This is a genomic window from Paramesorhizobium salinisoli, from assembly GCF_003335045.1.
Taxonomy (GTDB): domain Bacteria; phylum Pseudomonadota; class Alphaproteobacteria; order Rhizobiales; family Rhizobiaceae; genus Paramesorhizobium; species Paramesorhizobium salinisoli.
The window spans coordinates 79,269-102,234 of record NZ_QOZG01000009.1; the positions used below are offsets into that span (position 1 = coordinate 79,269).

The 22,966-nt window shown below is 59.7% G+C and carries 22 protein-coding genes and 1 pseudogene; 5 read left to right on the forward strand and 18 right to left on the reverse strand.

Annotated features, from left to right (window positions below; translation table 11 throughout):
- Window positions 1–23 precede the first annotated feature (23 nt).
- Window positions 24–1,229, forward strand: a complete 1,206-nt coding sequence (locus DUT91_RS19525) for an MFS transporter (protein WP_114442180.1) — start codon at window positions 24–26, stop codon at window positions 1,227–1,229.
- A gap of 19 nt (window positions 1,230–1,248) precedes the next feature.
- Here DUT91_RS19525 and DUT91_RS26750 read toward each other — a convergent pair.
- The 13 genes and pseudogenes from DUT91_RS26750 to DUT91_RS19590 form a co-directional block, all read right to left on the reverse strand.
- A pseudogene (locus tag DUT91_RS26750) lies at window positions 1,249–1,446 on the reverse strand (IS110 family RNA-guided transposase); the annotation flags it as partial.
- Between the two features lie 90 nt (window positions 1,447–1,536).
- Window positions 1,537–2,847: an extracellular solute-binding protein gene (locus DUT91_RS19535; RefSeq protein WP_114442181.1), complete on the reverse strand. Its 1,311-nt coding sequence runs from the start codon at window positions 2,845–2,847 to the stop codon at window positions 1,537–1,539.
- A gap of 83 nt (window positions 2,848–2,930) precedes the next feature.
- A complete protein-coding gene (locus DUT91_RS19540) occupies window positions 2,931–3,779 on the reverse strand; it encodes a carbohydrate ABC transporter permease (protein ID WP_114442182.1) in 849 nt (282 codons plus the stop codon).
- Entirely contained in the window at window positions 3,776–4,657 is an 882-nt protein-coding gene (locus tag DUT91_RS19545) for a carbohydrate ABC transporter permease (protein WP_114442183.1), read from the reverse strand. Before DUT91_RS19545 ends, DUT91_RS19540 begins: the two co-directional genes overlap by 4 nt.
- 1 nt (window position 4,658) lies before the next feature.
- Window positions 4,659–5,756, reverse strand: coding sequence for an ABC transporter ATP-binding protein (locus tag DUT91_RS19550; RefSeq protein ID WP_114442184.1), 1,098 nt, complete (start codon window positions 5,754–5,756; stop codon window positions 4,659–4,661).
- Between the two features lie 29 nt (window positions 5,757–5,785).
- Window positions 5,786–7,294, reverse strand: coding sequence for an arabinosylfuranosidase ArfA (gene arfA, locus DUT91_RS19555; RefSeq protein ID WP_114442185.1), 1,509 nt, complete (start codon window positions 7,292–7,294; stop codon window positions 5,786–5,788).
- Window positions 7,295–7,392: 98 nt separating this feature from the next.
- Complete coding sequence (locus tag DUT91_RS19560) at window positions 7,393–8,313, reverse strand: ArsR/SmtB family transcription factor (protein ID WP_114442186.1); 921 nt, start codon at window positions 8,311–8,313, stop codon at window positions 7,393–7,395.
- A 189-nt stretch (window positions 8,314–8,502) separates the two neighbouring features.
- Window positions 8,503–10,314 (reverse strand): ABC transporter ATP-binding protein, encoded by a 1,812-nt coding sequence (locus DUT91_RS19565; protein ID WP_114442187.1) that lies wholly within the window; start codon window positions 10,312–10,314, stop codon window positions 8,503–8,505.
- Between the two features lie 5 nt (window positions 10,315–10,319).
- Window positions 10,320–12,104: a gamma-glutamyltransferase family protein gene (locus tag DUT91_RS19570; RefSeq protein ID WP_114442188.1), complete on the reverse strand. Its 1,785-nt coding sequence runs from the start codon at window positions 12,102–12,104 to the stop codon at window positions 10,320–10,322.
- A 21-nt stretch (window positions 12,105–12,125) separates the two neighbouring features.
- A complete protein-coding gene (locus DUT91_RS19575) occupies window positions 12,126–12,995 on the reverse strand; it encodes an ABC transporter permease (RefSeq protein WP_114442189.1) in 870 nt (289 codons plus the stop codon).
- Entirely contained in the window at window positions 12,992–13,939 is a 948-nt protein-coding gene (locus tag DUT91_RS19580; RefSeq protein WP_114442190.1) for an ABC transporter permease, read from the reverse strand. The genes DUT91_RS19575 and DUT91_RS19580 overlap by 4 nt, the downstream gene beginning before the upstream one ends.
- A 154-nt stretch (window positions 13,940–14,093) precedes the next feature.
- Window positions 14,094–15,614: an ABC transporter substrate-binding protein gene (locus tag DUT91_RS19585; RefSeq protein ID WP_200835020.1), complete on the reverse strand. Its 1,521-nt coding sequence runs from the start codon at window positions 15,612–15,614 to the stop codon at window positions 14,094–14,096.
- A gap of 77 nt (window positions 15,615–15,691) precedes the next feature.
- Window positions 15,692–16,432, reverse strand: a complete 741-nt coding sequence (locus tag DUT91_RS19590) for a FadR/GntR family transcriptional regulator (RefSeq protein WP_200835021.1) — start codon at window positions 16,430–16,432, stop codon at window positions 15,692–15,694.
- A gap of 304 nt (window positions 16,433–16,736) precedes the next feature.
- Here DUT91_RS19590 and DUT91_RS19595 point away from each other — a divergent pair, with 304 nt between their 5' ends.
- Both DUT91_RS19595 and DUT91_RS19600 read left to right on the forward strand, forming a co-directional pair.
- Window positions 16,737–17,156, forward strand: coding sequence for a lysozyme inhibitor LprI family protein (locus tag DUT91_RS19595; RefSeq protein WP_114442191.1), 420 nt, complete (start codon window positions 16,737–16,739; stop codon window positions 17,154–17,156).
- Window positions 17,157–17,159: 3 nt separating this feature from the next.
- The gene (locus DUT91_RS19600) at window positions 17,160–17,774 is read left to right on the forward strand and encodes a glycosyltransferase family 29 protein (protein WP_114442192.1); all 615 of its coding nucleotides are present in this window, start codon (window positions 17,160–17,162) and stop codon (window positions 17,772–17,774) included.
- 30 nt (window positions 17,775–17,804) lie between these two features.
- On the opposite strand, the gene DUT91_RS19605 is transcribed toward DUT91_RS19600, so the two are convergent.
- On the reverse strand, window positions 17,805–18,422 hold the full coding sequence (locus DUT91_RS19605; RefSeq protein ID WP_114442193.1) for a LysE family translocator: 618 nt from the start codon (window positions 18,420–18,422) through the stop codon (window positions 17,805–17,807).
- Between the two features lie 143 nt (window positions 18,423–18,565).
- On the opposite strand from DUT91_RS19605, the gene DUT91_RS19610 reads away from it, so the two are divergent.
- Complete coding sequence (locus tag DUT91_RS19610; RefSeq protein WP_114442273.1) at window positions 18,566–19,024, forward strand: Lrp/AsnC family transcriptional regulator; 459 nt, start codon at window positions 18,566–18,568, stop codon at window positions 19,022–19,024.
- 24 nt (window positions 19,025–19,048) lie between these two features.
- On the opposite strand, the gene DUT91_RS19615 is transcribed toward DUT91_RS19610, so the two are convergent.
- A complete protein-coding gene (locus DUT91_RS19615) occupies window positions 19,049–19,954 on the reverse strand; it encodes a LysR family transcriptional regulator (protein ID WP_114442194.1) in 906 nt (301 codons plus the stop codon).
- A gap of 101 nt (window positions 19,955–20,055) precedes the next feature.
- Here DUT91_RS19615 and DUT91_RS19620 point away from each other — a divergent pair, with 101 nt between their 5' ends.
- Complete coding sequence (locus DUT91_RS19620) at window positions 20,056–20,925, forward strand: SDR family NAD(P)-dependent oxidoreductase (RefSeq protein ID WP_114442195.1); 870 nt, start codon at window positions 20,056–20,058, stop codon at window positions 20,923–20,925.
- A 6-nt stretch (window positions 20,926–20,931) separates the two neighbouring features.
- Here DUT91_RS19620 and DUT91_RS19625 read toward each other — a convergent pair whose 3' ends face one another.
- The 3 genes from DUT91_RS19625 to DUT91_RS19635 all read right to left on the reverse strand — a co-directional run bounded on the left by DUT91_RS19625 (window position 20,932) and on the right by DUT91_RS19635 (window position 22,948).
- Window positions 20,932–21,375, reverse strand: a complete 444-nt coding sequence (locus tag DUT91_RS19625) for a PPC domain-containing DNA-binding protein (RefSeq protein ID WP_114442196.1) — start codon at window positions 21,373–21,375, stop codon at window positions 20,932–20,934.
- A 46-nt stretch (window positions 21,376–21,421) separates the two neighbouring features.
- Window positions 21,422–21,940 (reverse strand): superoxide dismutase family protein, encoded by a 519-nt coding sequence (locus tag DUT91_RS19630; protein ID WP_114442197.1) that lies wholly within the window; start codon window positions 21,938–21,940, stop codon window positions 21,422–21,424.
- Window positions 21,941–22,015: 75 nt separating this feature from the next.
- On the reverse strand, window positions 22,016–22,948 hold the full coding sequence (locus DUT91_RS19635) for an AI-2E family transporter (RefSeq protein ID WP_281032625.1): 933 nt from the start codon (window positions 22,946–22,948) through the stop codon (window positions 22,016–22,018).
- Window positions 22,949–22,966: the final 18 nt, after the last annotated feature.

Here is a 22,966-nt window from a genome sequence, read left to right on the forward strand (position 1 = left end):
CTCCAAACCTTGGAGGTACTTCAATGACGGACACAACATCACAGCTTGACGCCGCGATTGGCGTCGATTCTACCGTTTCGAATACATGGACTCCCACGACCTGGTTTGCCGTTATTTCAATGGCAGCCACAAGCTTTGCGTTGGTGTCGGCTGAATTCCTGCCGGCAGGTCTGTTGACACCAATGGCGCGTGATCTTGGCGTCAGCGAGGGAACCGCCGGTCAAGTTGTCACCGCCACGGCGTCTGTTGGCGCGGTGGCGGCCTTGTTGAGCAATGTTCTCATAGGCAAACTGAACCGGAAGACTGTCCTGGTTGGCCTAAGTGCCTTGGCTATCGGCTCCAATCTCGTGGCCGCGCTCGCGACGGATTTTTGGCTATTGTTGTTGGGCCGAGCGGGGCTGGGCATCGCGCTCAGTGGTTTCTGGGCGCTTTCAGTTGCCGTCGTGGCGAGATTGGTTGGCACCAATGCGACAGGTCGGGGTATGGCTATAGTCACCCTCGGCGTCTCTCTTGCCACCATAGCTGCACCATCTATGGGTGCTTTGATTAGCGATTGGCTCGGCTGGCGTGCCGCTACGGCCATAACTGCAGGGCTCGCAGCGATTGCGATGCTGCTGCAAATACTTAGCTTGCCGACGCTACCCGCAAGCACAAGCAATAGTCTTTCCGACGTCTTCCGGCTGACGAAACGGCGCACAGTTCAACTGGGAATGCTTGCCATCCTCTTGCTGATGACCGGACATTTTGCCGGCTCGGTTTACGTGCGGCCCTTCCTGGAACAAGTGACGCTGCTTGGCACCGGGCCGATTGCCTTGGCGCTCCTCGGGTTTGGCATCGCCGCTGTGATCGGCAATGTCGCCGGCGGCCGACTGGCGGACGCAAATATCCGCGTGGCGCTCGCTGTCACCGGCGCCATAATGGCGTTTTCAGCGCTTGCTCTTGTACTCTGGGGTGCACATAGCGGCGTCGCGTTTGCCCTGGTTGCACTTTGGGGTTTCGCTTTTGGGATGGCTCCGGTGGTATTGCCTACCAACTTATCCCGGGGTGCAGCGGACGCCTTGGAGGCTGCTGGCAGCCTAATGGTTGTTTCGTTCCAGGTCGCCATCAGCATAGGTGCGCTGTTCGGAGGCTATATGGTCGATCACTATGGTGCCTCAGCGCCATTGACATTTACAGCCGTTTTGGCGGCATCAACTATCGTTCTGGCGTTGCTTCAGCCCCGTAGCTGACTCTTCTGGCTCGCCAGCATTTGACATGAACCGGTCGAAAGAGGTTGACGCGCATCATCCGGGCTAAGCCGCGAGCGTCGTTTCGATCGGTCTTGTTAACCTTTGTCAGGAACGCCTTCGCGTGCCGTGTCTCGATACAAATCGTCGGCAACCCGGCTTCCGCAAGGCCACTGAACAACCATTGCGACAACGGTCCGCCCTCAAGCCCGGCCCGAGCCTCCGGTGATCGCATATAACGACTACAAGACAACCGGCCGGCCATGAAGATAGACGACAGGCGCGACCCGGGATCGCGCCTGATTTTACGTCAGATGTTCGCCAAGAGGTCGTTGATGCGGCTTTCCGCGCTGCTCAGGGCCTCATCGACCGACTTGTCACCATTGATGGCCGCGCCGAGTTCCTCGCTGAGAATCGCCTGTATGGGGAACTGGCGCTGGACAGCGCCGGGCAGTGACCTGCCCGTCTCAGCGATTTTCGCGATATTGCCGCGGAAGGGCAGCGCCTTGAATTCCGGCGTGTCGAAGACCGCCTTGACCGCAGGCAGATGTCCGGTGCGAGCCCACTGGAAATCATTATCGGCAAGGAATTTGAAGAGCTTGCCGATGGCTGCGGTCTGCTCCGGCGTGCGGTCCTTGTGCGGCAGGACCCAGCTATGGCCATCGGCATAGGTGCTGTCACGCCCTGGAAAGAGCTGCGGGACGGGATAGACGGTGTAGCCACCCGCAAGCGCGGTGTTGCTCTTTTGCGACTGCGCGACAAAGTCGCCGATCAGCCATGTGCCGTTTACGGCAATGCCGCCGGCGCCCTGGGCAAAGGCGGAAACGGCGGCCGCATAGTCGAGGCCGAGCGTCGTAAGTCCTTCATCGTTGATCCGCTTCATGAATTCCACGACCGATTTGGCTTCCGGCGTGTTCAGTTTGATTTTCGTCGGATCGGCGAAGAAGTCGGAGTTCTGTTGCTGCAGGAAGGTGTAGAGCATGCGGGCGTAAACCGCGGTTTCATTGGCGAGGATCTGCACGAGATAGGGCTTGCCGGTTTTTTCCTTGAACTGTTTGCCCTGTGCGAAGAACTCGTCGACCGAGGTTGGCAAAATAGGCGTACCGTCGGGGTTGACGAGGCCGGCCTCCTTCATGAGATTGAGATTGACGTGGAAAAGCATGGTCCAGTTGTCGAAGGGCAGGCCGAACATCTGGCCTTCCTTAGTGACGCCGCCGCGTGCCGCCTCCGTGAAACTCGTGGGGGCGATGCCCTGCGCGGCCAGTATTTCGTCGACGGAATCAATCAGGCCGCGCGCCTGATAATCCGAGATCGCGGAATAATGGATCGACACCACATCGGGTGCGGCGCCGGACGCGAGCTGGGCATTCAACTGATCGTAACCTGGCCATTTGACAGTGGTCACGTTGACGTCGATATCGGGATTGTCGGCCTCGAACTTGTTGATCAGCGAGGTGATGATGCCGCATTCTCCGACGGCGGACGAGACATCGGTGACCTTGCCATAGTCAGGCTCGCAAGCGCCGAAGAAGCGTTGAAGCTGGATCGTTGTCTGCGCCTGGGCAGCACCGGCCCAACTCAAAGCAATCACTGCTGCCGTGCTCAGAAGAAAATGTCTCATAATAGTACCTCTCCCTTTGGTGGGGCTTCCGCCCCTTCTGTTTAAAAACTGTTCCGGCCAGCTCCTCCCGACCGGAACAGAGGTCATTTCACAGCGCCGCCGGAAACCGCGGTGACGATGTGGCGCTGGAAAATCATGTAGACGATCAGCACCGGCAGGCTGGCGAACACTGCCTGCGCGCTGAGGAAACCGAGCCCTTCACTTTGCGCGAAGTTCTGTTGTGATGAGGCGATGCCGATGGTGATCGTGAACATTTCCTTTCTTGTGGCCGAGATCAGCGGCCACCAGTAATCGTTCCAGGCGTGCAGGAAGGTGAAGATGCCAAGCGTCGCCTGCGCCGGCAGGGTCAGCGGCAGCATGATCTTCCAGAAGATGCGCAACTGCGAGGCGTTGTCGAGCAGCGCCGCTTCGTCGATGTCCCTTGGGATCGCCTTGAAGAACTGGGTCATCAGGAAGACACCGAAGGCGGACGACAAGCCCGGCAGTATCAGGCCGATATGGGTGTTGTGCAGGCCGAACCAGTTGAACATCTGATGGCGGGCGATGATGACGGCCTGTTCCGGCACGGCGAGCCCGAAGAGGACGATGACGAAAATCGTCCGCCGGAAGGGAAATTCAAGACGCGCGAAGGCGTAGCCGGCCAGGGAAGAAAGGACGAGCACGCCCAGCGTCTGGCCGATGGCGACCACCATGCTGTTGAAGAACCAGCCGAAAGCCTGGGAGGAGTAGAGGATGTTGATATAGTTGATGAGCGTATAGGGCACCCGGAAAACCGACTCCGTCCCGAGCATGAGTTCGCGGTTGTCCTTGATCGAGAGCCCGACCAGCCACGCGACGGGCGCCATCGTCACGATCGCCAGAAGGGTGGCGATCCACAGGAGTGGCCGGCTGGCGCGTGAGGCTTCGGGCCTGTAGGTCGTATCCCGGCTCATTCGGCAACCTCGGGTTTTCTGGTCGAGACGACGTACTGGACCATGGCGGCGCAAAGGATGATGAGGAAGAGCAGCTCGGAAGCCGCCGCCCCCTTGCCGACGTCCCAGCGGACGAAACCCACTTCGTAGATATACATGACAAGCGGGCGCGACGTGCCGCTTGGGCCGCCATTCGTCATCAGATGTGCCTGGCCGAACAACTGGAACTGCATGACGATCTGGATAACCGTCACCAGCATGACCGTTCGAGCGATCGATGGAAGGGTAATCCGTGTCAGCACGCGCCAGGGGCTTGCATTGTCGAGCGCCGCGGCCTCGTAGAGATCGCCCGGAATTTGCTGGAGTGCTGCTAGAAAGAGCATCATGGGCAGGCCGATACACCACCAGACCGTTGCCACGCCGACCGAGAAGAGTGACCAGCCGGCGGTGGAGAGGAAGTTGATCGGCTGCAGGCCGAGTTGCTCGAAAATCAACGGCATCAGGCCCTCGCCGGGGATGAAGACGAAGCGCCAGATCAGCGTCACGATGGCGACCGACAGCACGGAGGAGGAAAAGAAAAGCCCGCGCAGGAACGATGCGGCGCGGGTGGTCCGGTTCAGCGCCAGGGCGAGAAAGAGGCCGAGCGCCACGAGGGTGGGAACGCTGAGCGCGACGAACACGACCGTATTGCGGAACGCCTGCAGGAAGACCGGATCGGCCAGGACCCTAGCGTAGTTGCCAAGGCCGACAAACCGCCCCGGTCCGAACAAATCCACCTTGTGAAGACTGAGCCACACGCTCCAGAAGAGCGGGAAGGCAAGGAGCAGGGCGAAGATCGTGAGATATGGCAGGACGAAAACGGCATGGCCCCAATGGCTGCGGCGATAACTTTCGGCCATGTCAGCCTCCCACCGCATGGTGAGCGACACCGTCGGCCCCGAACAGATGAATGGCCGATATATCGAGTGCGATCTCGAGCCTGTCGCCGGCATTGACTTGCGCGCGGCCGTCGGCTTCGGCTGTCAATTTCGTGCCATCGGAAAGACGGCCATAGATCAATGTGCGATCGCCGAGGCGCTCGACCACTTCGACGATGAGCGGAATGCCGGACTGGCCAGCGGGAAGCACAGATATGTCCTCCGCGCGAATGCCGAGCGCGGCGCCTTCGGGAGAAAAAGCAGTCGGCAGATGGAGTTCGGCATTGAGTATTCCAAGGCCGGACGCGTCGATCGCAACGCCATTCCCGTTTTGCGAAATGTTTTGAACCGGGATGAAATTCATCGCCGGGGAGCCGACGAAGCCGGCGACAAAGCGTGTCGCCGGCCGGCGATAGATAGTGATCGGCGTGCCGATCTGCTCGATCTTGCGGTTGTGCATGACAACGATACGATCTGCGAGCGTCATCGCCTCCACCTGATCGTGGGTGACGAAGACCATGGTGCTGCGGAGCCGGGCGTGCAGTTGGGCGAGTTCCAGGCGGGTGCGGCCCCGCAAGGCCGCATCGAGGTTCGACAGCGGCTCGTCGAAGAGAAAGGCCTTCGGCTCCTTGACGATCGCGCGGCCGATCGCCACGCGCTGCCGCTGGCCGCCGGAAAGCTTCTGGGGCTTGCGGTCGAGCAGATGGGCGATTTCCAGCGTCTCGGCGGCGAGATGGACACGCCGTTGGATCTCCTCTTTCGACACCTTGATGTTTTCGAGACCGAAAGACATGTTCTGGGCAACCGTCATATGCGGATAAAGCGCATAGGACTGGAAGACCATGGCGACGCCGCGCTTGCCTGGAGGAAGCGTGTCGACCCGCTGGTCGCCCACCGAAATCGTCCCTGCGGTCACGTCCTCGAGACCCGCGATCATGCGCAGAAGCGTGGACTTGCCGCAGCCCGACGGGCCGAGAAAGACGACGAATTCACCCGGTTTTATGGAGAGCGAAATGTCGTCCAGCACTGTCAGTGTGCCGTAATTCTTGCTGACATTGGTGATCTCGATCGATGCCGACATGGGTTCTCCTCCCGACCCTCCGTCCTGCCTCACGTGCCGAGCCGGATCATCCGGTAGCTTAGCGGGGCGATGGCCAGGGTAAGCCTTCCGTCCGATATTTTTGCGCCCGTTCCGTCGCGCGGCGCTATCGCTTCGCGTCCCGGCCCGTTGACATCACGAAGTCCGTGCCCCTCGATCACCTTGTCCATGATGACTTTGCGCTCGCCGAAACCCTGCAGGGCAAGGTCGAATTCGATCGCCTTTTCCTGATGGCGGTTGACGATGAAGAAGGTCAGGGCGCCGTCCTTGTCGGTCTCGACCGCCGAGACGTCGAGATAGGGCACGTTTTGGGCAAAATCGGTGGAATAGGTCGGACAGTCGAGGGAAAGCTGGAGTGCCTTTCCACGTCCGAAATGCGAGGCGAAGAAATAGGGGAAGAACGTCGTCTGGCGCCATGCCGGGCCGCCGGCTGACGTCATGATGGGAGCGATGACGTTGACGAGCTGGGCCAGACAGCCGACCTTCACCACATCCGAACGGCGGATGAAGGTGTTGAGGATGCAGCCGACCTGCAGCACATCCTCGAAATTATAGATATCCTCCAGGAGCGCTGGCGCATGAGGCCAGCCATCGCCGCCCTCCAGAACTTTTTTATCGGCTTCGCGCGAATGGTACCAGACGTTCCATTCATCGAAACTGATATAGACGTTCTTCTTCGAGCGCTTCTTTGCCTTGGTGTATGCGATGACGCCGGCGACGGTGCCGATATAGTCGTCGAGCCGGGCGTTCTGCGCCAGATAATCGGCCGTATTGCCCGCATGATTGTCGAAATACATGTGAAGGCTGATGTAATCGACGGAATCATAAGTGTAGTCGAGAACTGTCGCTTCCCAGGCCGGATAGGTGGCCATCCTGGGGGATGACGATCCACAGACAACGAGCTCGATCGACTTGTCGAAGGCCCGCATGGCCTTTGCGGTTTCGAAGGCGATGCGACCATATTCCTCAGCGGTCTTCTGGCCGATCTGCCAGGGGCCGTCCATCTCGTTACCCAGGCACCACATCTTGACGCCCCAGGGTGCTTCACGGCCGTTCTTGCGGCGCAGGTCCGACCAATAGCTGCCGCCCGGGTGATTCACATATTCGAGGAAGGCGCGCGCCGCATCGAGACCGCGCGAACCCAGATTGACGGCGAGCATCATATCGGTGCCGGCAGCTTCGGCCCAATCGGCGAATTCGTGGATGCCGACCTGATTGGACTCCGAACTGTGCCAGGCGAGATCCAGACGAACAGGGCGCTCGTCGCGAGGGCCGATGCCATCTTCCCAATCATAGGCCGAAACGAAATTGCCGCCGGGATAGCGGACGATCGGTACGTCAAGCTCGCGAACGAGATCGATGACGTCCTGGCGCATGCCGTTGCGGTCAGCCGTCGGATGATCGGGCTCGTAGATACCCGTGTAGACAGCCCGGCCCAGATGCTCGATGAACGAACCGTAAAGGCGTGGATCAATGGTGCTGATGATGTAACCGCTGTGAACGGTTCCGCCTGCCCGCATGCTTTCTCTCCCACTATATCTATAAATCAGATATATATCATTATTGGAGATATGTTACACGCGATCAAGCGGACGTCAACCGGTCTTGCCCGGGGAAATCAGGTCTTCAGTCGCAGAACGATGTCCTGATCATAATTTCCAAAGCCTCGCCCGAAAATATTGATGCCTCCGGGGTGCTCGGCCGTTTCGGGCACCTCGATCCGCAGGCGGATGGACCTGTGGCCGAGGAGATCGAGATCCCCAAGGCTTGCGTCTGAAACGCGTACGCCGTCGATGAATGTGCCGCTGGAGGTCACGCGAAAGCACTTCAGAACACCATACTGGCTGCCGCGAAGCTTCCACCAGTCCGGCGTATATTTTCCGCGCCGGTCGCCAAAGTCGCCTGGCGATGTCCAGGTGGCGACAGGCTTGCCATTGATCGATACGGTGATGTCAGACGGCCAGTTGTCGGAGGTGCCTGGAACCTCCGACGAGAGTTCCAGGATCAGTTCCAGTTCCCTGACCTCCGTCCCCTTGATCCGGGCATTGTTTGGGAATTGGTAGTCCACGTAACCCCTTGTGAACCACAGCAATCCGGCTTTCATCCGGTCGGGGGTGAGGAAGGTATCCGGATTGTCGAGATACCCGATGATGCCGTCTTGCGCGCACATTCCGCAGGGCGCGGCGACGTCGTAGCCGCTGTAAAGGCCGACGGGCATGGCGACCTCGATCGCCTCGTCGGCCGTCCTTGCGGGGCTGGCAAAGGACAGCACGATCTCCTCGTGTACGGCGTGGCAGATCTTCTGATTGCCCTTGCGCGCCTTCTGCACTTCCGTGCGGATGAGGCCGACCTCTTCGAGCAGGTTGAGATGGGTGGAGGTAGTCGATTGCGGCAAATCCAGAATATCAGCGATCTCATTGACATTCAGGGACCCGCGCGAATGCAGCAGTTCCAGCATCGACAGGCGCGCCGGAGCCGAGAGGCATTTCAAAACCTCCTTCCCGTTATCCGGGGTTATCATCAGAAACCGGTTGCTCATGGCGATGTCCTCAGATCATTTCAACCCGATCCATATCAGATAAGTTGATCTAATCAAGCTCGCGATCCAGGTGTTGCATGAGGGGTTTTGCCGGGTACTCTGCCAGCGCTGGGTTGATCCCTCCCGCCAGCTTGCCGTGCGCATTGCCGGTTGGCCGGCTACATCGGGCGGACCGAGCCGCCGTTCCAATTACGCTATCTGTACCAAATGGCCTTCCGAGACATGGCGGTATGTTCTTGCCGGAGGCTGATAGCCGACCGGACGGACAGGACTCCTGAGTTCGTCATTGGAGATATTGCGGCGGATTCCCCGGCGAGCGGTATCCGGCACCGGAACCGCCGCCATCAATTTCTTCGTGTAGTCGTGCTGAGGATTGTCGAATATCGCGGCACGAGGGCCGATCTCGATAATCTCACCAAGATACATCACCGCCACGCGATGACTTACCCGTTCCACCACCGCCATGTCATGGCTGATGAACAGGAAGGCAAGGTTCAATCTCTGTTGCAGATCAAGGAGCAGATTGCAGACCTGCGCCTTGATCGAGACGTCCAGTGCGGAGACGCTTTCGTCCGCAACGATGACCTTCGGATCCAGCGAAAGTGCTCGGGCTATGGCGATGCGCTGCCGCTGGCCACCGGAGAATTCGTGCGGATAGCGGTCCATCATTGTACTGGAGAGACCCACTTGTTCCAAAAGGTCACAAGCTTTTTCGCGCGCCTGACCTGCTGTCCCGAGCTTGTGTTTGACGAAGGGTTCGGCGATGGTGGATCCCACCTTCATTCGAGGATTGAGGCTGGAGAAGGGGTCCTGAAAGATCATCTGGACGCTCTTGCGCATGCGGCGCAGGCCTGGCTGATCCAGGCGCAGTATATCATAGCCGTCGAGATGGATTTCGCCGTCCGTCGGCTCGACCAGCCGCAGGATAGACCGGCCGGTCGTCGACTTGCCGCAACCGGATTCGCCGACAAGGGACAAGGTCTCGCCCTGGAATAGATCGAAGGAGAGGTTTTCAACCGCGTGCACGGACCCTGTCTGGCGTCCGAGAATACCGGAACGAACGGGAAAGCGCGCGACGAGATTCTTCACAGCGAGGATTGGTGTCATTCCCCTGGCGACGGTGCCGGCGACCTCAGACGGTTCCATCGTTTCACCGGTAGCTATGTCAACGACGGGAAAGCGCGTCGGCCATTTTCGGCCCTGCATCGAGCCGAGCCTGGGCACGGCGGCCAGGAGCGCGCGCGTATAGGGGTGCTGACCCCGTTGGAAAATCTCGTCGGTCGGCCCGGCCTCGACCTGCTGTCCACGATACATGACCACGGTCCTGTCGGCGATTTCCGCCACGACACCCATGTCATGTGTGATGAAGAGGACCGACATGTCCTCTTCTTCCTGCAAAACCTTGATCAGGTCGAGGATCTGCCCCTGAATGGTGACATCAAGCGCCGTGGTGGGTTCGTCTGCGATGAGGAGCCTGGGTCTGGAGGCCAGTGCCATGGCAATCATGACACGCTGCCGCATTCCTCCCGAGAACTGGTGAGGATAGTCGTTGAAGCGCGCTCCGGCATTCGGAATCCGGACCTTCTCCAGCAGACGTATCGTCTCGGCGCGTGCCTCCTGCCGGGACATGCCCTTGTGACGCGTCAGGACTTCGCAGATCTGGCGGCCGATCGTGAAGATGGGATTGAGGCTGGTCATCGGCTCCTGGAAGATCATCGAGGCTTCGTTGCCGCGGACACCACGCATCTCTTTTTCGGAAAGCGCGAGCAGGTCCCTGTCGTTGAGCAGGATACTGCCTTCGATTCGGCTAAAACCGGGCGCCAGAAGCCTCATGATGGAAAGCGAAGTGACGCTCTTGCCGGAGCCGCTTTCCCCGACGATTGCAACCGTCTCGCCCGGTCGCACATCGAAGGAAACATCACGAACCACACTCTTCCATACACCGCCCGACAGGAATGAGGTTGTGAGATTTCGGACGGACAAAATGGGCAGGTCGGCCATGGACTTTATCTTCCTACCGCGTATGCCTGCATCAGGCGTGGGGTCGCAGCGGCACGCATGAGCCCGTCCTTGTCCAGCCTTGCGGCCGTCAGGCGGCCGACCGACCAGGGATCGGCCACCGTTATCTTGTGCCCGCGGCGTCTGAGTTCATCGAGCACACCAGCTCCAATATTGCTTTCCACCATGATCTCACCCGGCGAACTGGTGCGGGGATAGAACGAGCCGGGAAAATGCGATGTGTGGAAGAGGGGCATGTCGATCGCCGCCTGCAGGTTCTTCTTGTGATGGACGTAGCGCAGGAAGAAGGGCAATTGCCATTGGTCCTGCTGGTCGCCGCCGGGGGTGCCGAAAGCGAGGGTCGGTCGTCCCTGATGAAGCGCCAGCGATGGCGTGAGGGTCGTGCGGGGCCGTTTTCCGGGGGCCAGCGATGTGGGCAGGCCCGGTTTCAGCCAGAACATCTGGGCCCGCGAATTGAGCGCGAAACCAAGGTCGGGAATGACAGGGGAAGACTGCAGCCAGCCGCCCGAGGGCGTTGTCGAGACCATATTGCCCCAGCGGTCGATCACGTCGATGTGGACCGTGTCGCCGCGCTTTTCCGACAGGTGCGCCATCGTAGGTTCATAGACGGTACCCGTGCCACTCATCTCGCTCAGCATCGACAGGGTGAGATCATATTGATGGTCGTAGCCGGGAACCTTTCCCGGCCGCAATTCATGGGACGCTTCAGCGCCGATCAGCTTGCGACGATCATGGTTGTAGCCATCGGACAGCAGGTGCCCGGTCGGCACCTGCGAGAACGCCGGGTCGCCATAATAGACCTCCCGGTCGGCGAAGGCGAGCTTCATCGCCTCCACGACCACATGCACGAAATCCGGACCTGCCGGATCCATGGCGCCGATGTCCATGCCCTTCAGAAGCGCCAGGGACTGGAGAAGCACCGGACCTTGCCCCCAGGCCTGCGTCTTGGCGACCGTCCAGTCATGATAATCATAGGTCTGCGGCGGCTCGATGGTCGCCCGCCAGTTCGCCATATCCTCGCCGGTCAGCACAGCCTTGTGCCTGGAACCGCTGGCGTCCATGATTTCGGCATCCCGCAGATAGTCATCGATCGCCTCTGCAACGAAGCCGCGGTAGAAAGCATCGCGCGCGGCCTCGACCTGTTCCTCGCGGCCAGTCCTTGCCTCGGCCTGCGCGACGATGCGTTTCCAGGTTTCCGCAAGCACCGGATTCCTGAAGTTGGACTGCGGCGCGGGAACGGCCCCGCCGGGCACCCAGGTCTTGTATGAGGTCGGCCATTCCTTCTCGAAAAAGTCGGCGAGCCCCTTGATGGTGTCGGACACGCGGGCCAGCATCGGATGCCCCTGCTCGGCATAGAAGATCGCCGGCTCCAGCACATCGCGGACGCTCATCGTTCCATAATCGCGCAGCATTAGCATCCAGCCGTCGAATGCGCCCGGAATGACGGTGGCAAGCAGTCCGTCACCCGGAATGAGCTTCAGTCCCTCGGCGGTATAATGTTCGATGGTGGCGCCGGCAGGGGCGGGCCCCTGGGCGCAGATAACCTCAACCCTGTCCTTCTTCTTCGAATAGATCACGGCGGGCATGTCGCCGCCCGGACCGCAGAGATGCGGCTCGACGATTTGCAGCACGAAGCCTGTCGCGACGGCTGCGTCAAAGGCATTGCCGCCCTTTTCCAGTATGCCCATGCCGACCGCAGAAGCGATCCAGTGCGTGGATGTGACGACGCCGAAGGTGCCGAGGATTTCGGGCCGTGTCGTGAATTCAGTCATGATTGCAGTCCTTTTTTCAATTCATGCTTCGCGTGGGTCGAGCGCATCGCGAAGGCCGTCGCCGAGGAGGTTGAAGCCCATCACGACGAGAAAGATTGCAGCACCGGGCCACATCGCCATCCAGGGTGCCTGCGTCAGGAAGTTCTTTGCCACGTTCAGCATCGATCCCCAGCTTGGCGCCGGCGCCTGTTGACCGAGCCCGAGGAATGAGAGGCTTGCTTCCGCGATGATCGCGGTCGCCACTGTCAGCGTCGCCTGCACGATGATCGGCGCGAGGACGTTGGGCAGGATATAGCGCCACATGATGTCGAGATGGCCGAGGCCGACCGCCCGCGCACCTTCGACATAATCCTCCGTCTTGACCGCCAGAACCTGACCACGCGTCAGCCGCACGAAGATCGGCATCGCGGATAGACCGATTGCGATCATCGCATTCATCAGGCTGGGTCCGAGAAAGGCGGCAAGCGCAATCGCGGTGATCAGGAAGGGCAGGGCGAGCAATGCGTCCGTGACCCGTGAGATCACCAGATCCGCCCAGCCGCCGAAATAACCGGAGATGACGCCGAACGGCACGCCGATGATGACGGCGATTACGACGGAAACGACGCCTGCAAGCAGGGACGATTGAGCGCCCCAGATCATCCGAGACAGGATATCGCGTCCCAGATCGTCGGTGCCGAACCAATGGGCGGCAGACGGCGCCTTGCGAAGCGCCGTCCAGCTCGTCGCAAGCGGGTCGGCAATCGGCAGCAGGGGCGCCATGGCGGCAAGCACGGCAAAGAAGAGAATGATGACAAGGCCGACGACGGCCCCCTTGTTCGCCCGTAGTTTCCGCCACGCGCGGCTGGGCTCGCGGTTTGCCAATGGCGCGATGGTTTCGAGCACGGTCATAGATTTACCCTCAGGCGCGGGTTCAACAGGACGTAAAGGATATCGGCGACGAGATTCATGAGAATGAAGCCGATGGCCGTGCAAAGGACCACACCCTGGACGACGGCGTAGTCGCGGTTGAAGACGGCATCGACGATGAGCTTGCCGAAGCCGGGAATGGTGAAGATCTGCTCCGTCAGCACCGCGCCGGCCAGGAGCTCTCCGAAGAGCAGTGCGCTCATCGTGACGATGGGGAGAAGCGCATTGCGGAAACTGTGGCTCATGACGATCGTCCATGGCGAGAGGCCTTTGGCGCGGGCTGTCCGGATATAGTCCGCGCTCAGGACGCCCAGCATGGAGGAGCGGGTGTGACGCATGATTTGCGCCGCGAGCCCGGTCCCAAGCACGAAGGCCGGCATAAGCGTCGTCTTGATCGACCGGACCGGATCGACGAAGATCGATTCATACCCGGAGGCGGGCAACCAGCCGAGATTCACGGATACCAGCAGGATCAGCATGATGCCGAGCCAGAAATTCGGCAGCGACAATCCGCAAAGCGCAACGAAGTTGGCGAAATAGTCGATGGCGGTGTTCTTCCACACCGCGGCGAGGATGCCCATGGGAATACCGATCGCCAGGGCAAAAAACATCGCCATCATCGCGAGCTGGATCGTCACCGGTAATTTCTGGCCGATCAGTTCCAGCACGGGCTGATTGGTGCGCAGCGATATGCCGAAATCGCCGGTGAGAATCCCGCCCAGCCAGTGAAAATATTGCATGATCACCGGATCATTCAGCCGGTATTTCTCACGCAGGAAGGCCAGGGTGGCGGGGTCGCGTTCCTCGCCGGCCATAGCCAGGATGGGGTCGCCGGGAAGAAGCTTCTGCAACGAGAAGACAAAGATCGAGATGATCAGAAGTGTCGGGATCGCGACCAGCAGGCGCTTTGCGATATAAACAGGCATGGCAACGCCTCATATTTGGGAGGCCGCACGGGGCATTCCCGTGCGGCGAGAAGAGCGCCGCGCGTCCAATTGGACACGCAACGGACGCTCTAACACTTTGAAATATTGTACGATTTCATCGTTAAATCGATTCCGATTTAGGACTAATGCAAGCTCAGTCTTCGTTTTTAACGCCGACCAAGCGGATCATGCCGTCGGGTGACGGCGCGAAGCCGCTTACGCTTTTGTCGATCGCATAGGCATAGGGCTGATGACCCAGATAGACGATCGGCATATCGTCGTTTAGAATCAGGCCGGCGGCGTCATATTTCTCTTTGCGCACGGCATCGTCGGTGGAAGCCCGTGCATCATTCAAAAGCTTGTCGACCTCCGGGTTGCAATATTTGACGTCGTTGATGCCACCCTTGCAGGTGATGAACTGGTGGATATTGCCATCGGGATCGATGCGGCCCGACCAGTCGGAACGGGAGAAGACGTAATTTCCCGCCGTCTGCTCGGACAAAAGGGTCGCGAATTCGGTTGCCTTGAGCTTGACGTTGAAACCCGCTTCCGCCGCCATGGACTGGATCACCTGCATCATCTGCGTCTGGGTCGTATTGTTGGCGTGCTGAAGCTCGATCTCATAGGTCTCATGGCCGGCTTCCTTCATCAGGGCCTTTGCCTTTTCCACGTCGCGAGCGGGAACCGGAAGCGCCTTGTTGAACCATGGGCTGCTCGGCGGAAAGGGCTGGTTGCCAGCCATCGCGGTGCCTTCGAACACGATCTGGCTGATCGCCTCGCGATCGATTGACAGCGAGAAAGCCTGCCTCAGTCGCTTGTCCTTGCCGAAAGGATTATCGGCCAGAGGGCCATTGTCGATATTGACGTAGAGCGCCATGTAACCGGGTCCGATGACATCGGCATAGGCGAGATCAGGGTCGGATTTCACGGACGCGGCATCCGATGCGGAAATACGCTCCGCCATGTCGAGATCGCCGGCTCTAAGGTTGGCAAGGCGAACGGTGGTATCGGGGATGGGCAGATAGGTGATCTTGTCGAGGAAGACCTGGTCCTTGTTCCAGTAATCCTGGAACTTCTCCAGCACGATGCGGTCCTGCTGGATCCGCTCGACGAATTTGAACGGCCCGGCGCACACGGGATGATTGCCGAAATTGGCGCCGAGTTCCGCTGCGGCCTTCGGCGAGACGATCATTCCGGCGCGGTCGGAAAGCTGGGCCAGCAGCGTTACATCAGGGCTTTTCAACGTGAACTTGACTTCGTACTCCCCGCTCGCCTCCACATTCTCCACCGAAGCCAGTTCGCTTTTGCGGCGGGATTCCGGAAGCGTCATGTTGCGCTCGATCGTGGCGACAACGGCTTGCGCATTGAACGGCGTGCCGTCATGGAACTTGACGCCTTCGCGCAGTTTCATCGTCAGCGTTTTGCCGTCTGCGGACCAGTTCCACGCGGTGGCAAGCTGTGGGACGATCTTCATCTCCTGCGATATATCGACGAGCTTGTCGCACATCGCCGTGTAGACGATACGCCCAACAAAGGTACGCGATTGTGCGGGATCGAGAACGTCTGCATCGTCCTGCATGCCGATGCGCAATTCGGCGGATGTTGCCGGGAAGCCAATGACAGCAACCGTCAGAAGTGCCGTCGTCAATGTCGTCAGTGTCGTCAGTCTGTTCATGTTCTACCCTCTGATTTGGTTTATTGATCTGTTTTCTTATTGGCCGGCACTGCCGGCATTGGATTGTCGTCTCGCAATCAGGATGCCTCGCTGAAGGAATTGCCTCCTGCATGTTCAAGGGTCGATTCAAGCGATGTCGCGCGAATAAGCCGCTCCTGCAGCATCAGGAGATGCTGGCGCATGGCTTCGCCTGCCCGTGCTGGATCCTTCGCAGCGATCGCGTCGATGATGCTGAGGTGCTGTGCGAAAGAGAGGTTCAGTGTGTCACCCGTGCTGCGGGCACGCTCCCGGATAGCCTGCCATGCATCGTCCTGGCGGACGCGGTTGACGACATCGAAGATGCTGAGGAACAACTGATTGCCTGCGCTTTGTGCAATCTGTCGATGCAGCGAGCCGTCCCATAGCTCCCGGGCATCCGCGTCCTCGCTTTCGATGATCTTGCGGGCAAGCTTCCGCATGCGATCGATTTCTCCCGGCTTTGCACGCATGGCGGCAAGCTGGGCCAGTTGAGGCTCGATGCGAAGGCGCACTTCCATGATTTCCATGAAATCCGTGCCGGCAACAAGGGCATCGAATTGAACGTTCCGGTTTTCGGGCTTTTCTCCCACGAAGGTCCCTGCGCCCTGCCTGCGCCAGATCAGTCCCTCCGACTCGAGAACCTCCAGCGCCCGCCTTACCGCACGGCGTCCGGTACCCAGCATTTCCGCCAGCGACCGCTCGGTCAAAAATCGCCCTTCAGCATCCAACTGCCCTGCCGTCAGCAGTTCGCGGATGCGGTCCAGCGCGTAGTTGGAATTGTTATGGGGGGCGGGTTTCAAGCTGCACCATTCCGCGTACCAATTCAGGATTGGTGCAGTGGAAGGTATTTTCAAAAGCCAGTCAAGCCACTCTCTTAGCCCGGTTCTGGCTTGCCTAAAACAAATGCAGGCGTTTGTTGCCGGCTAGCCGGTCTTGAAATACGTTGCGATGAGGGCGACGCCGATTTGTCGGAGCGATCACGCCAGTTCTCACATTTTTGATCCCCAGGGGGACTCCAATGGCTTTAGAGAATAGTGTTCCCGCGATATGGTGGGTGTCAGACCTTTGGTTTCGCCCCTGAATGTGGTGAAAAGCTTTATTGTGATGATGAGAAACGCAACTGTTGCCGGCCTGCTTTTTCTTGGCGTCATGCCTGCTTTGGCTGAGACGAACAATTTTGATTGCAACAATGCATTGACGCAGGCGGAAATGGATAGCTGTGCCAGCCAAGCCTATGAAGCAGCCGACGCCGAGCTCAACAAGGTCTATAAGCAGGTTGTGGCGGCGATGCAGGCCAAGGACAAGGCAGGTCCTCAAGCCAATGGCGATTCAGGCAGCGCGCTGGAGGCGCTGAGACAGGCACAGCGCGCCTGGATCAGCTACCGAGACCGCCAGTGCGAACTCGCCGGTCTCGAAGCGCGAGGTGGTACGATGGAACCGATGCTGGTGTCTTCCTGCCTTGCGCGACTGACCCGCTCGCGCACAAAGCAGCTCAAGCAGATCCTCCTGTCATCGGAACGTTAAGCGTTGAAGACCGGCCGCATCATCATGGTCGTGGGAAATGGTACCGTGCCGGCAGGTGCGGGCGCCATGATCGATGCGGGTGATCTCGTGATCCGCTTCAACGATTGCCGCTCTGTCGGCGCCGGTGGAACGAGGACCGATATCGTTGCCGTCTGCAATACGGGGCGTCCGGCGCGCATCATGCTTGAGGGCGGCCAATGGAAGTCTAATGAGGCGGTGCAACGGGCGCGCGAGATCTGGAGCGTGCGATCCGGTGCGAAATTCACGCAAATGCGTGCGGAACTGATAAAAACCTATCCGGATCTCGGTGATTTCTGCGACGATTATACCGCCGGTTTCGAACGCTTCTCCCGGGAAACGAGCCGCTCGCATCGCATTGTTCCTGTTTCGGTGCATGAACAACTGGACCAGGATCTGACCCGCTTCGGGTCGCAACCTTACGTCGCCCCATCGAGCGGCATGGTCGTCATCGCCGATATTATTTCCCATTTCGCAACGTCGGATGACGACGTCGTGCTGACCGGGTTCGATCATGTGGGGTGGGAATTACACCCCTTTGCCGCCGAACGGCAATATGTCGAGGCACTAGCCGCCGGGGGGCGCCTTCGCCGCCTGTAGGGGATTGTTCAGCTGTATGAAGACAAACACTCATTCAGTCAGGACAGGAACCAATGACATGACAAGCATAAAGGCCATGCTCCAGTTGAACAGGCGCATTGCCCGTTCTGTCCGGAGGAAGCGCCCGGCGCCAAGACCGACCAAGGTCCAGGCGGCGGTGCTTGCGAAGGTGGCTATCCCAAAGATGAAAGCGAAGCCGAGAGCGATCGCAAGGGTGCCGTGGTCGTGAGCCGTGCTGCCATAGGCCACCACGGCTCCGGCGACCATGGCCCATAGTTTCGGATTGACCAGCTGGAACAATGCGCCTTGCATCCATGTGAGGGGCCTGTCCCCGGTGTCTTTACAGTCGCCGGGATTCTTCATTTCAGGCCGCGCGCTGCCGATCTGCCAGGCAAGCCAGAGAAGATAGAACAGCCCTGCCCACTTGACGATGCCGCGCATCCGCGAATCGGCCATGAGGGGGGATCCCACAGCGGCGGCGACCAGAATGATAGCTGCCACCGCGATCGTGACACCGCAGATGAAGGGCATCGTCCGGCGAAAGCCGTAATTCGCGCCCGATGCCGTCGCCATCATGTTGTTCGGTCCGGGCGTGCCCGCCATGGCGACTGCGAAGCTCGATACCGCGGCAATCCATTCCAAGTCCATGGCCGTCTCCCTTATCTCCCTCAGGCGTTTCACGGAAACAGCCTAGCCGGTCCGCCGGGCAATCAGGTTGCGAAGATGCCAAAAATACATCAATGATTGGCATCAAAGATCCGAAAATGCATAAAATCCAAGCGTGGAATCCAATGATCCTGGATGAAATCGATAAGCGCATTCTCTGCGAGTTACAGCAGAACGGACGATTGCAAAATATTGAGCTGGCAAAACGGGTGGGGTTATCACCGTCTCCCTGCCTGCGCCGGGTCAGGCTGCTTGAGGATGCGGGCATCATCAGCCGCTATGTCGCCGTGGTCGATCAGGCCAAGGTGGGGTTGCAGTTATCGATGTTCGCGCGTGTCTGGCTTACGGCGCAGGATGCCGAAACGATCGACCATTTCATAGCTGCCATGCGGCGGCTTCCCGAAATCGTCGAGTGCTATATCATGCTCGGAGAAAGCGACGCGCTGCTCCGCGTCGTGGTGGCCGATCTCGATGACTACAGGCGATTCCAGTCCACCCATCTGACTCGCAAGAATGGCATCCAGAACGTCAAGACGGATGTGCCGAGCCAGACGGTCAAGCAGACATTCGCGCTGCCGCTTTGAGCGGCTGCCCGCTCAAAAGTTCAGTCAGGGGCGAAGCACCTGCCTAGCCAGATCGATGAAGGCGCGCAGCTTCGGCTGGGTTTGGGCGCGTTGCGGAAAATAAAGGAAAAGGCCGGGTGTTTTCGGTAGGAACGGCTCCAGCACCCGAATGAGGGTGCCTGTTGCAAGTTCCGTCTCCACCGCGATATCGGCGACATAGGCGAGGCCGAGGCCGGCGCGGGCGCTGGAAATGAGAAGCGCGCCGTCATTGACGATGACGCTGCCCCGGGGATCGACGGAAAGTGTTTTGCCGTCGCGCTCGAATTCCCATCGGTAGATCGTGCCGGAGCTGGGAAAACGGTAGCGGATCGCCTCGTGGCTGGTCAGATCCTCGGGTTGTCGCGGACGGTCATGCTCCGCGAGATAATCGGGGCTCGCCACGACCGACCAGAAAATGTCGCGGGTAAGCCTCACGGCGACCATACCCGGTTCGATATATTCGCCGATGCGGATTCCCGCATCGAAACCGCGCGCTGTCAGGTCGACGGTGGCGTCCTCGACAGCGATTTCGACCGCGACTTTCGGATGCGTGCGCCTGAGGATGCCTAAGGTGGGCTCGATAATCAGCGGGACCGCCATGTGCGGCACCGTCAGGCGCAGCAAACCGGAGGGTTCCTTGCCCATTGCGCCTGCCGCTTCGATGGCCGCCGCCATCTCGGCCGCAGCCGGGGCTGCCCTGGCAAAGAGGGCTGCTCCTGCCTCGGTCAGACCGACGCGCCGCGTTGTGCGGATGAACAGCGGTGTGCCGAGCCGCGCTTCCAGCGCCTTTACAGCCTGGCTGACAGCTGCCGGCGAGACGCCCAGCCGCGCGGCCGCCGCAGTGAAGCCGCCGGTCTGCGCCGCAGCCAGAAAGGCCGAAAGGCCGGAGAAGGGGTCGTTGGGCTGGCTCATATCCACTATTAACATAAACTTTAAAGTGCTGAAAGATGACCCCAATTTATCGATGCGGTGCTTTCACTTAACCTCTCTTGTCAACAATCAGGAGACGAGCCATGAGCGAACAGAATTCTTTCGATCCGACGCTTTCGCGTCGGCACATCGTCACCGGCATGCTTGCCGCCACCGCGACCGCGGCAGCAGGACTGACCGCGTCTCCTGCGTCCGCACAGATGCCCGGCCTGCTGGAAGGCAGGGTTGCGATCATCACTGGCGGCACATCCGGCATCGGCGCGGTGACCGCCGCAACCCTCGCTGCCGCCGGCGCCAAGGTGGCGTTCAATGGCCGGCGTGAAGCCATGGGGCGTGAGGTGGAGGAGCGTATCCGCCAGGAGGGCGGCGCCGTTGTCTATATCAAATCGGATGTCCGGGACGCTGCGCAGATGGAGCGTTTCGTCGCCGAAACCCTGGAACGCTACGGCAGGCTGGACATCGCCTTCAACAATGCGGGCATTGACCTGCCCCCCGCGCCGATTGCCGACACCGATATCGCCGGCTTCGATGACCAGATAGCCACGAATTTGCGCGGCGTTTTCGTGGCGATGAAATACCAGCTGCCGCATCTGGTACGTTCTAAAGGCTCGATCATCAACACGGCCTCGATCGGTGGCCGCCATGCCTTTCCGAACATCGTCGCCTATGGCGCCTCCAAGGCGGCTGTGATCCACATGACGCGTGCCGCCGCGCAGGAATATGGCCGCAACGTTCGCATCAATGCGATTGCCCCCGGTCCGATCGAATCGCCGATGCTCGAGCGTGTCAGGCGAGATTGGCAGGTGACGACCGAGCAACTGGTCGCGCCCTATCCCATGCGGCGCGTCGGGACACCGGCGGAAGTGGCAGCAATGGTCCTGTTCCTCGCCAGCGACGCCAGTTCCTATGTCAGCGGCCATGTCTTCGGTATTGACGGCGGAGATCTTGCCTGAGCGCACTCACGCCTCAGGACGGATGAAAGCCAGGCCTGTCTCCGGATCGTGCTTTTTCCTGAGATAGGCCGGCGATTCCGTCAATACGATTTCGAGGGTGGGGCGGACATGGGCCTCCGCCAGATGGCCTGCAATGGCGCTGCTGTCGCGCCTGCCAAGCACCGCATGGATATGAATGGCCGGGCTGCCGTCGGGGTTAAGTGCAATATCGCCGTTGAGCGAGGCGACCTCGACCTGCTCCTTTACCGGATTTCGGAGATATTGTTTCGTTTCCCAGTCGAAATAGCTCACCACCGTATCGCTGAACGCACCGATTGCCGAAAACTGAGCTGCGGAAAGCTTCTCGCTTTTGGCGAAATTCTTCAGGCACGCCATCAATTCATCGCCTGTTTCCAGGACGACCGCGAATGTGCGTTGTCCGCCGTTCTCTGCCAGAAGTTTCGTCTGCATGTCAGTCCTTTCTGGTCGTTCAGGGTGTTAACGCCCATTGCGCGTCCTATTCGTTGATCACGCCACATGCGATGCGATCGCCGGACTTGCCCGAGGGCTGGCTTTTGTAATCATCGGGCCCGGCATGCAGCACGATCGCGGATCCGTCATCGTCGGCGAGGCGCTGCTCCCCATCGCTGCCCAATGCAAAGTCGCGGGTGAAGAACTCGGCCTGGAGTACGCCATCTTCCTGGACATGGACATTGGGCAGATCACCGGGATGCGGTCCTGCCTCAACGTGCAGACCATGCTGGAGGCCGCGGGCGAGGTGTCCGCCGGCGGATTCAAAGCCGTCGGCTGCATTGCACTTGCCGGTTTCATGGATGTGAATGCCGTGCGGCCCCGGCGGCACACCCTTGGCATCGACCACGATATGGATGATGCCCGACGAGGTCTGGGTCATGGTGACGGTTCCCGTAATGCCCTTGCCCTCCAAGGCCGCCTTGGCGGTGTCGCCTTCGGCCGCGTAGGCCTGCGGCAGTAGCAGAAAGGTCAGGGCCGTGACTTGAAGCACAAATCGTTTCATCCCTTGTCTCCGACATAACGCGTTGCAAATCGTCCTAACCGACAAAGGCAGCAAATGTTCATGAGAAAGCCCGCGTTACGTCTCGCCGGGCAGATCGGTATCTTCATGCAGCGTATCTCGGATCCACAGTTTCTTGATAAGAACGAAGCAGACGACGGTCAGCGGCGTTGCGAACAGCACGCCGAGAGGGCCGAACAGCAAGCCGAAGGCTATAATGGCGAAAATGCTGAGTGCGGGGGGAAGCTGGACCGTCTGCTGTTGAACGAGAGGCATGATAACCGCTCCTTCTATCTGCTGCACCAGCACGTAAAGGCCTATGACCCAGGCAACGGTCGTGGGACCTTCCGACAGGGCGACAATGGCTGCGGGAACGACACCAAGCACTGGACCGATAACCGGCACAAATTCCAGCAGACCGGCGATCAGGCCAAGAGCGAGAGCCGATGGCACCCCCAGGGTCCAAAGCCCGGCGGTAATCAGGACGCTGACGAGAAACATCGATAGCAACTGCCCCATGAGCCAGAGCCGAAGGGCATCGAACAGGGCAGTCAGCGTCTCAGCGACTTCGCGGCGTATGCCGGGCGCGGCAAGCAGCATCACACCCCGGCGATAAAGATCGGGGTTCGCTGCCAGATAGATGCCGGCCACAAGAAGCAGCACGATGTCGACGGCGGCGCTCGCCACAAGCGACGAATAATTGGTGATGCGCGAGACAAGGGACGTGCCGTCGATCATCCGCCGTGCATAGTCTTCAATCCGTTCCTGCAAACCGCTGATTCCTGCCGCATCCTCTGTCTTGTCGATCAGTTCGGGAAAGCGTTCGAACAACTGAGCAACCTGCACTTTAACTTGAGCGCCCAGCATGAAGATGAAAGCTGCGATCAGCACGCCAACAATGGCGACCGCCAAGGCGAGCGCCCAGCTTGCTGTCAGTGGCGTGTACCGCTGGATAAGATTGGCGAAGGCTTTGAGGACCACGGCCACGAGGACCGATCCGAAAGCGAGCAATATGAGATAGGTGAGTTG

Coding starts and splice junctions, on each gene's coding strand:
- DUT91_RS19620 (WP_114442195.1), top strand. CDS start 20,056: ATGAGCGAACAGAATTCTTTCGATCCGACGCTTTCGCGTCGGCACATC.
- DUT91_RS19560 (WP_114442186.1), bottom strand. CDS start 8,313: ATGAGCAACCGGTTTCTGATGATAACCCCGGATAACGGGAAGGAGGTT.
- DUT91_RS19580 (WP_114442190.1), bottom strand. CDS start 13,939: ATGCCTGTTTATATCGCAAAGCGCCTGCTGGTCGCGATCCCGACACTT.
- DUT91_RS19540 (WP_114442182.1), bottom strand. CDS start 3,779: ATGAGCCGGGATACGACCTACAGGCCCGAAGCCTCACGCGCCAGCCGG.
- DUT91_RS19585 (WP_200835020.1), bottom strand. CDS start 15,614: ATGAACAGACTGACGACACTGACGACATTGACGACGGCACTTCTGACG.
- DUT91_RS19545 (WP_114442183.1), bottom strand. CDS start 4,657: ATGGCCGAAAGTTATCGCCGCAGCCATTGGGGCCATGCCGTTTTCGTC.
- DUT91_RS19615 (WP_114442194.1), bottom strand. CDS start 19,954: ATGAGCCAGCCCAACGACCCCTTCTCCGGCCTTTCGGCCTTTCTGGCT.
- DUT91_RS19605 (WP_114442193.1), bottom strand. CDS start 18,422: ATGGACTTGGAATGGATTGCCGCGGTATCGAGCTTCGCAGTCGCCATG.
- DUT91_RS19610 (WP_114442273.1), top strand. CDS start 18,566: ATGATCCTGGATGAAATCGATAAGCGCATTCTCTGCGAGTTACAGCAG.
- DUT91_RS19525 (WP_114442180.1), top strand. CDS start 24: ATGACGGACACAACATCACAGCTTGACGCCGCGATTGGCGTCGATTCT.
- DUT91_RS19550 (WP_114442184.1), bottom strand. CDS start 5,756: ATGTCGGCATCGATCGAGATCACCAATGTCAGCAAGAATTACGGCACA.
- DUT91_RS19565 (WP_114442187.1), bottom strand. CDS start 10,314: ATGGCCGACCTGCCCATTTTGTCCGTCCGAAATCTCACAACCTCATTC.
- DUT91_RS19625 (WP_114442196.1), bottom strand. CDS start 21,375: ATGCAGACGAAACTTCTGGCAGAGAACGGCGGACAACGCACATTCGCG.
- DUT91_RS19630 (WP_114442197.1), bottom strand. CDS start 21,940: ATGAAACGATTTGTGCTTCAAGTCACGGCCCTGACCTTTCTGCTACTG.
- DUT91_RS19535 (WP_114442181.1), bottom strand. CDS start 2,847: ATGAGACATTTTCTTCTGAGCACGGCAGCAGTGATTGCTTTGAGTTGG.
- DUT91_RS19570 (WP_114442188.1), bottom strand. CDS start 12,104: ATGACTGAATTCACGACACGGCCCGAAATCCTCGGCACCTTCGGCGTC.
- DUT91_RS19575 (WP_114442189.1), bottom strand. CDS start 12,995: ATGACCGTGCTCGAAACCATCGCGCCATTGGCAAACCGCGAGCCCAGC.
- DUT91_RS19595 (WP_114442191.1), top strand. CDS start 16,737: ATGATGAGAAACGCAACTGTTGCCGGCCTGCTTTTTCTTGGCGTCATG.
- arfA (WP_114442185.1), bottom strand. CDS start 7,294: ATGCGGGCAGGCGGAACCGTTCACAGCGGTTACATCATCAGCACCATT.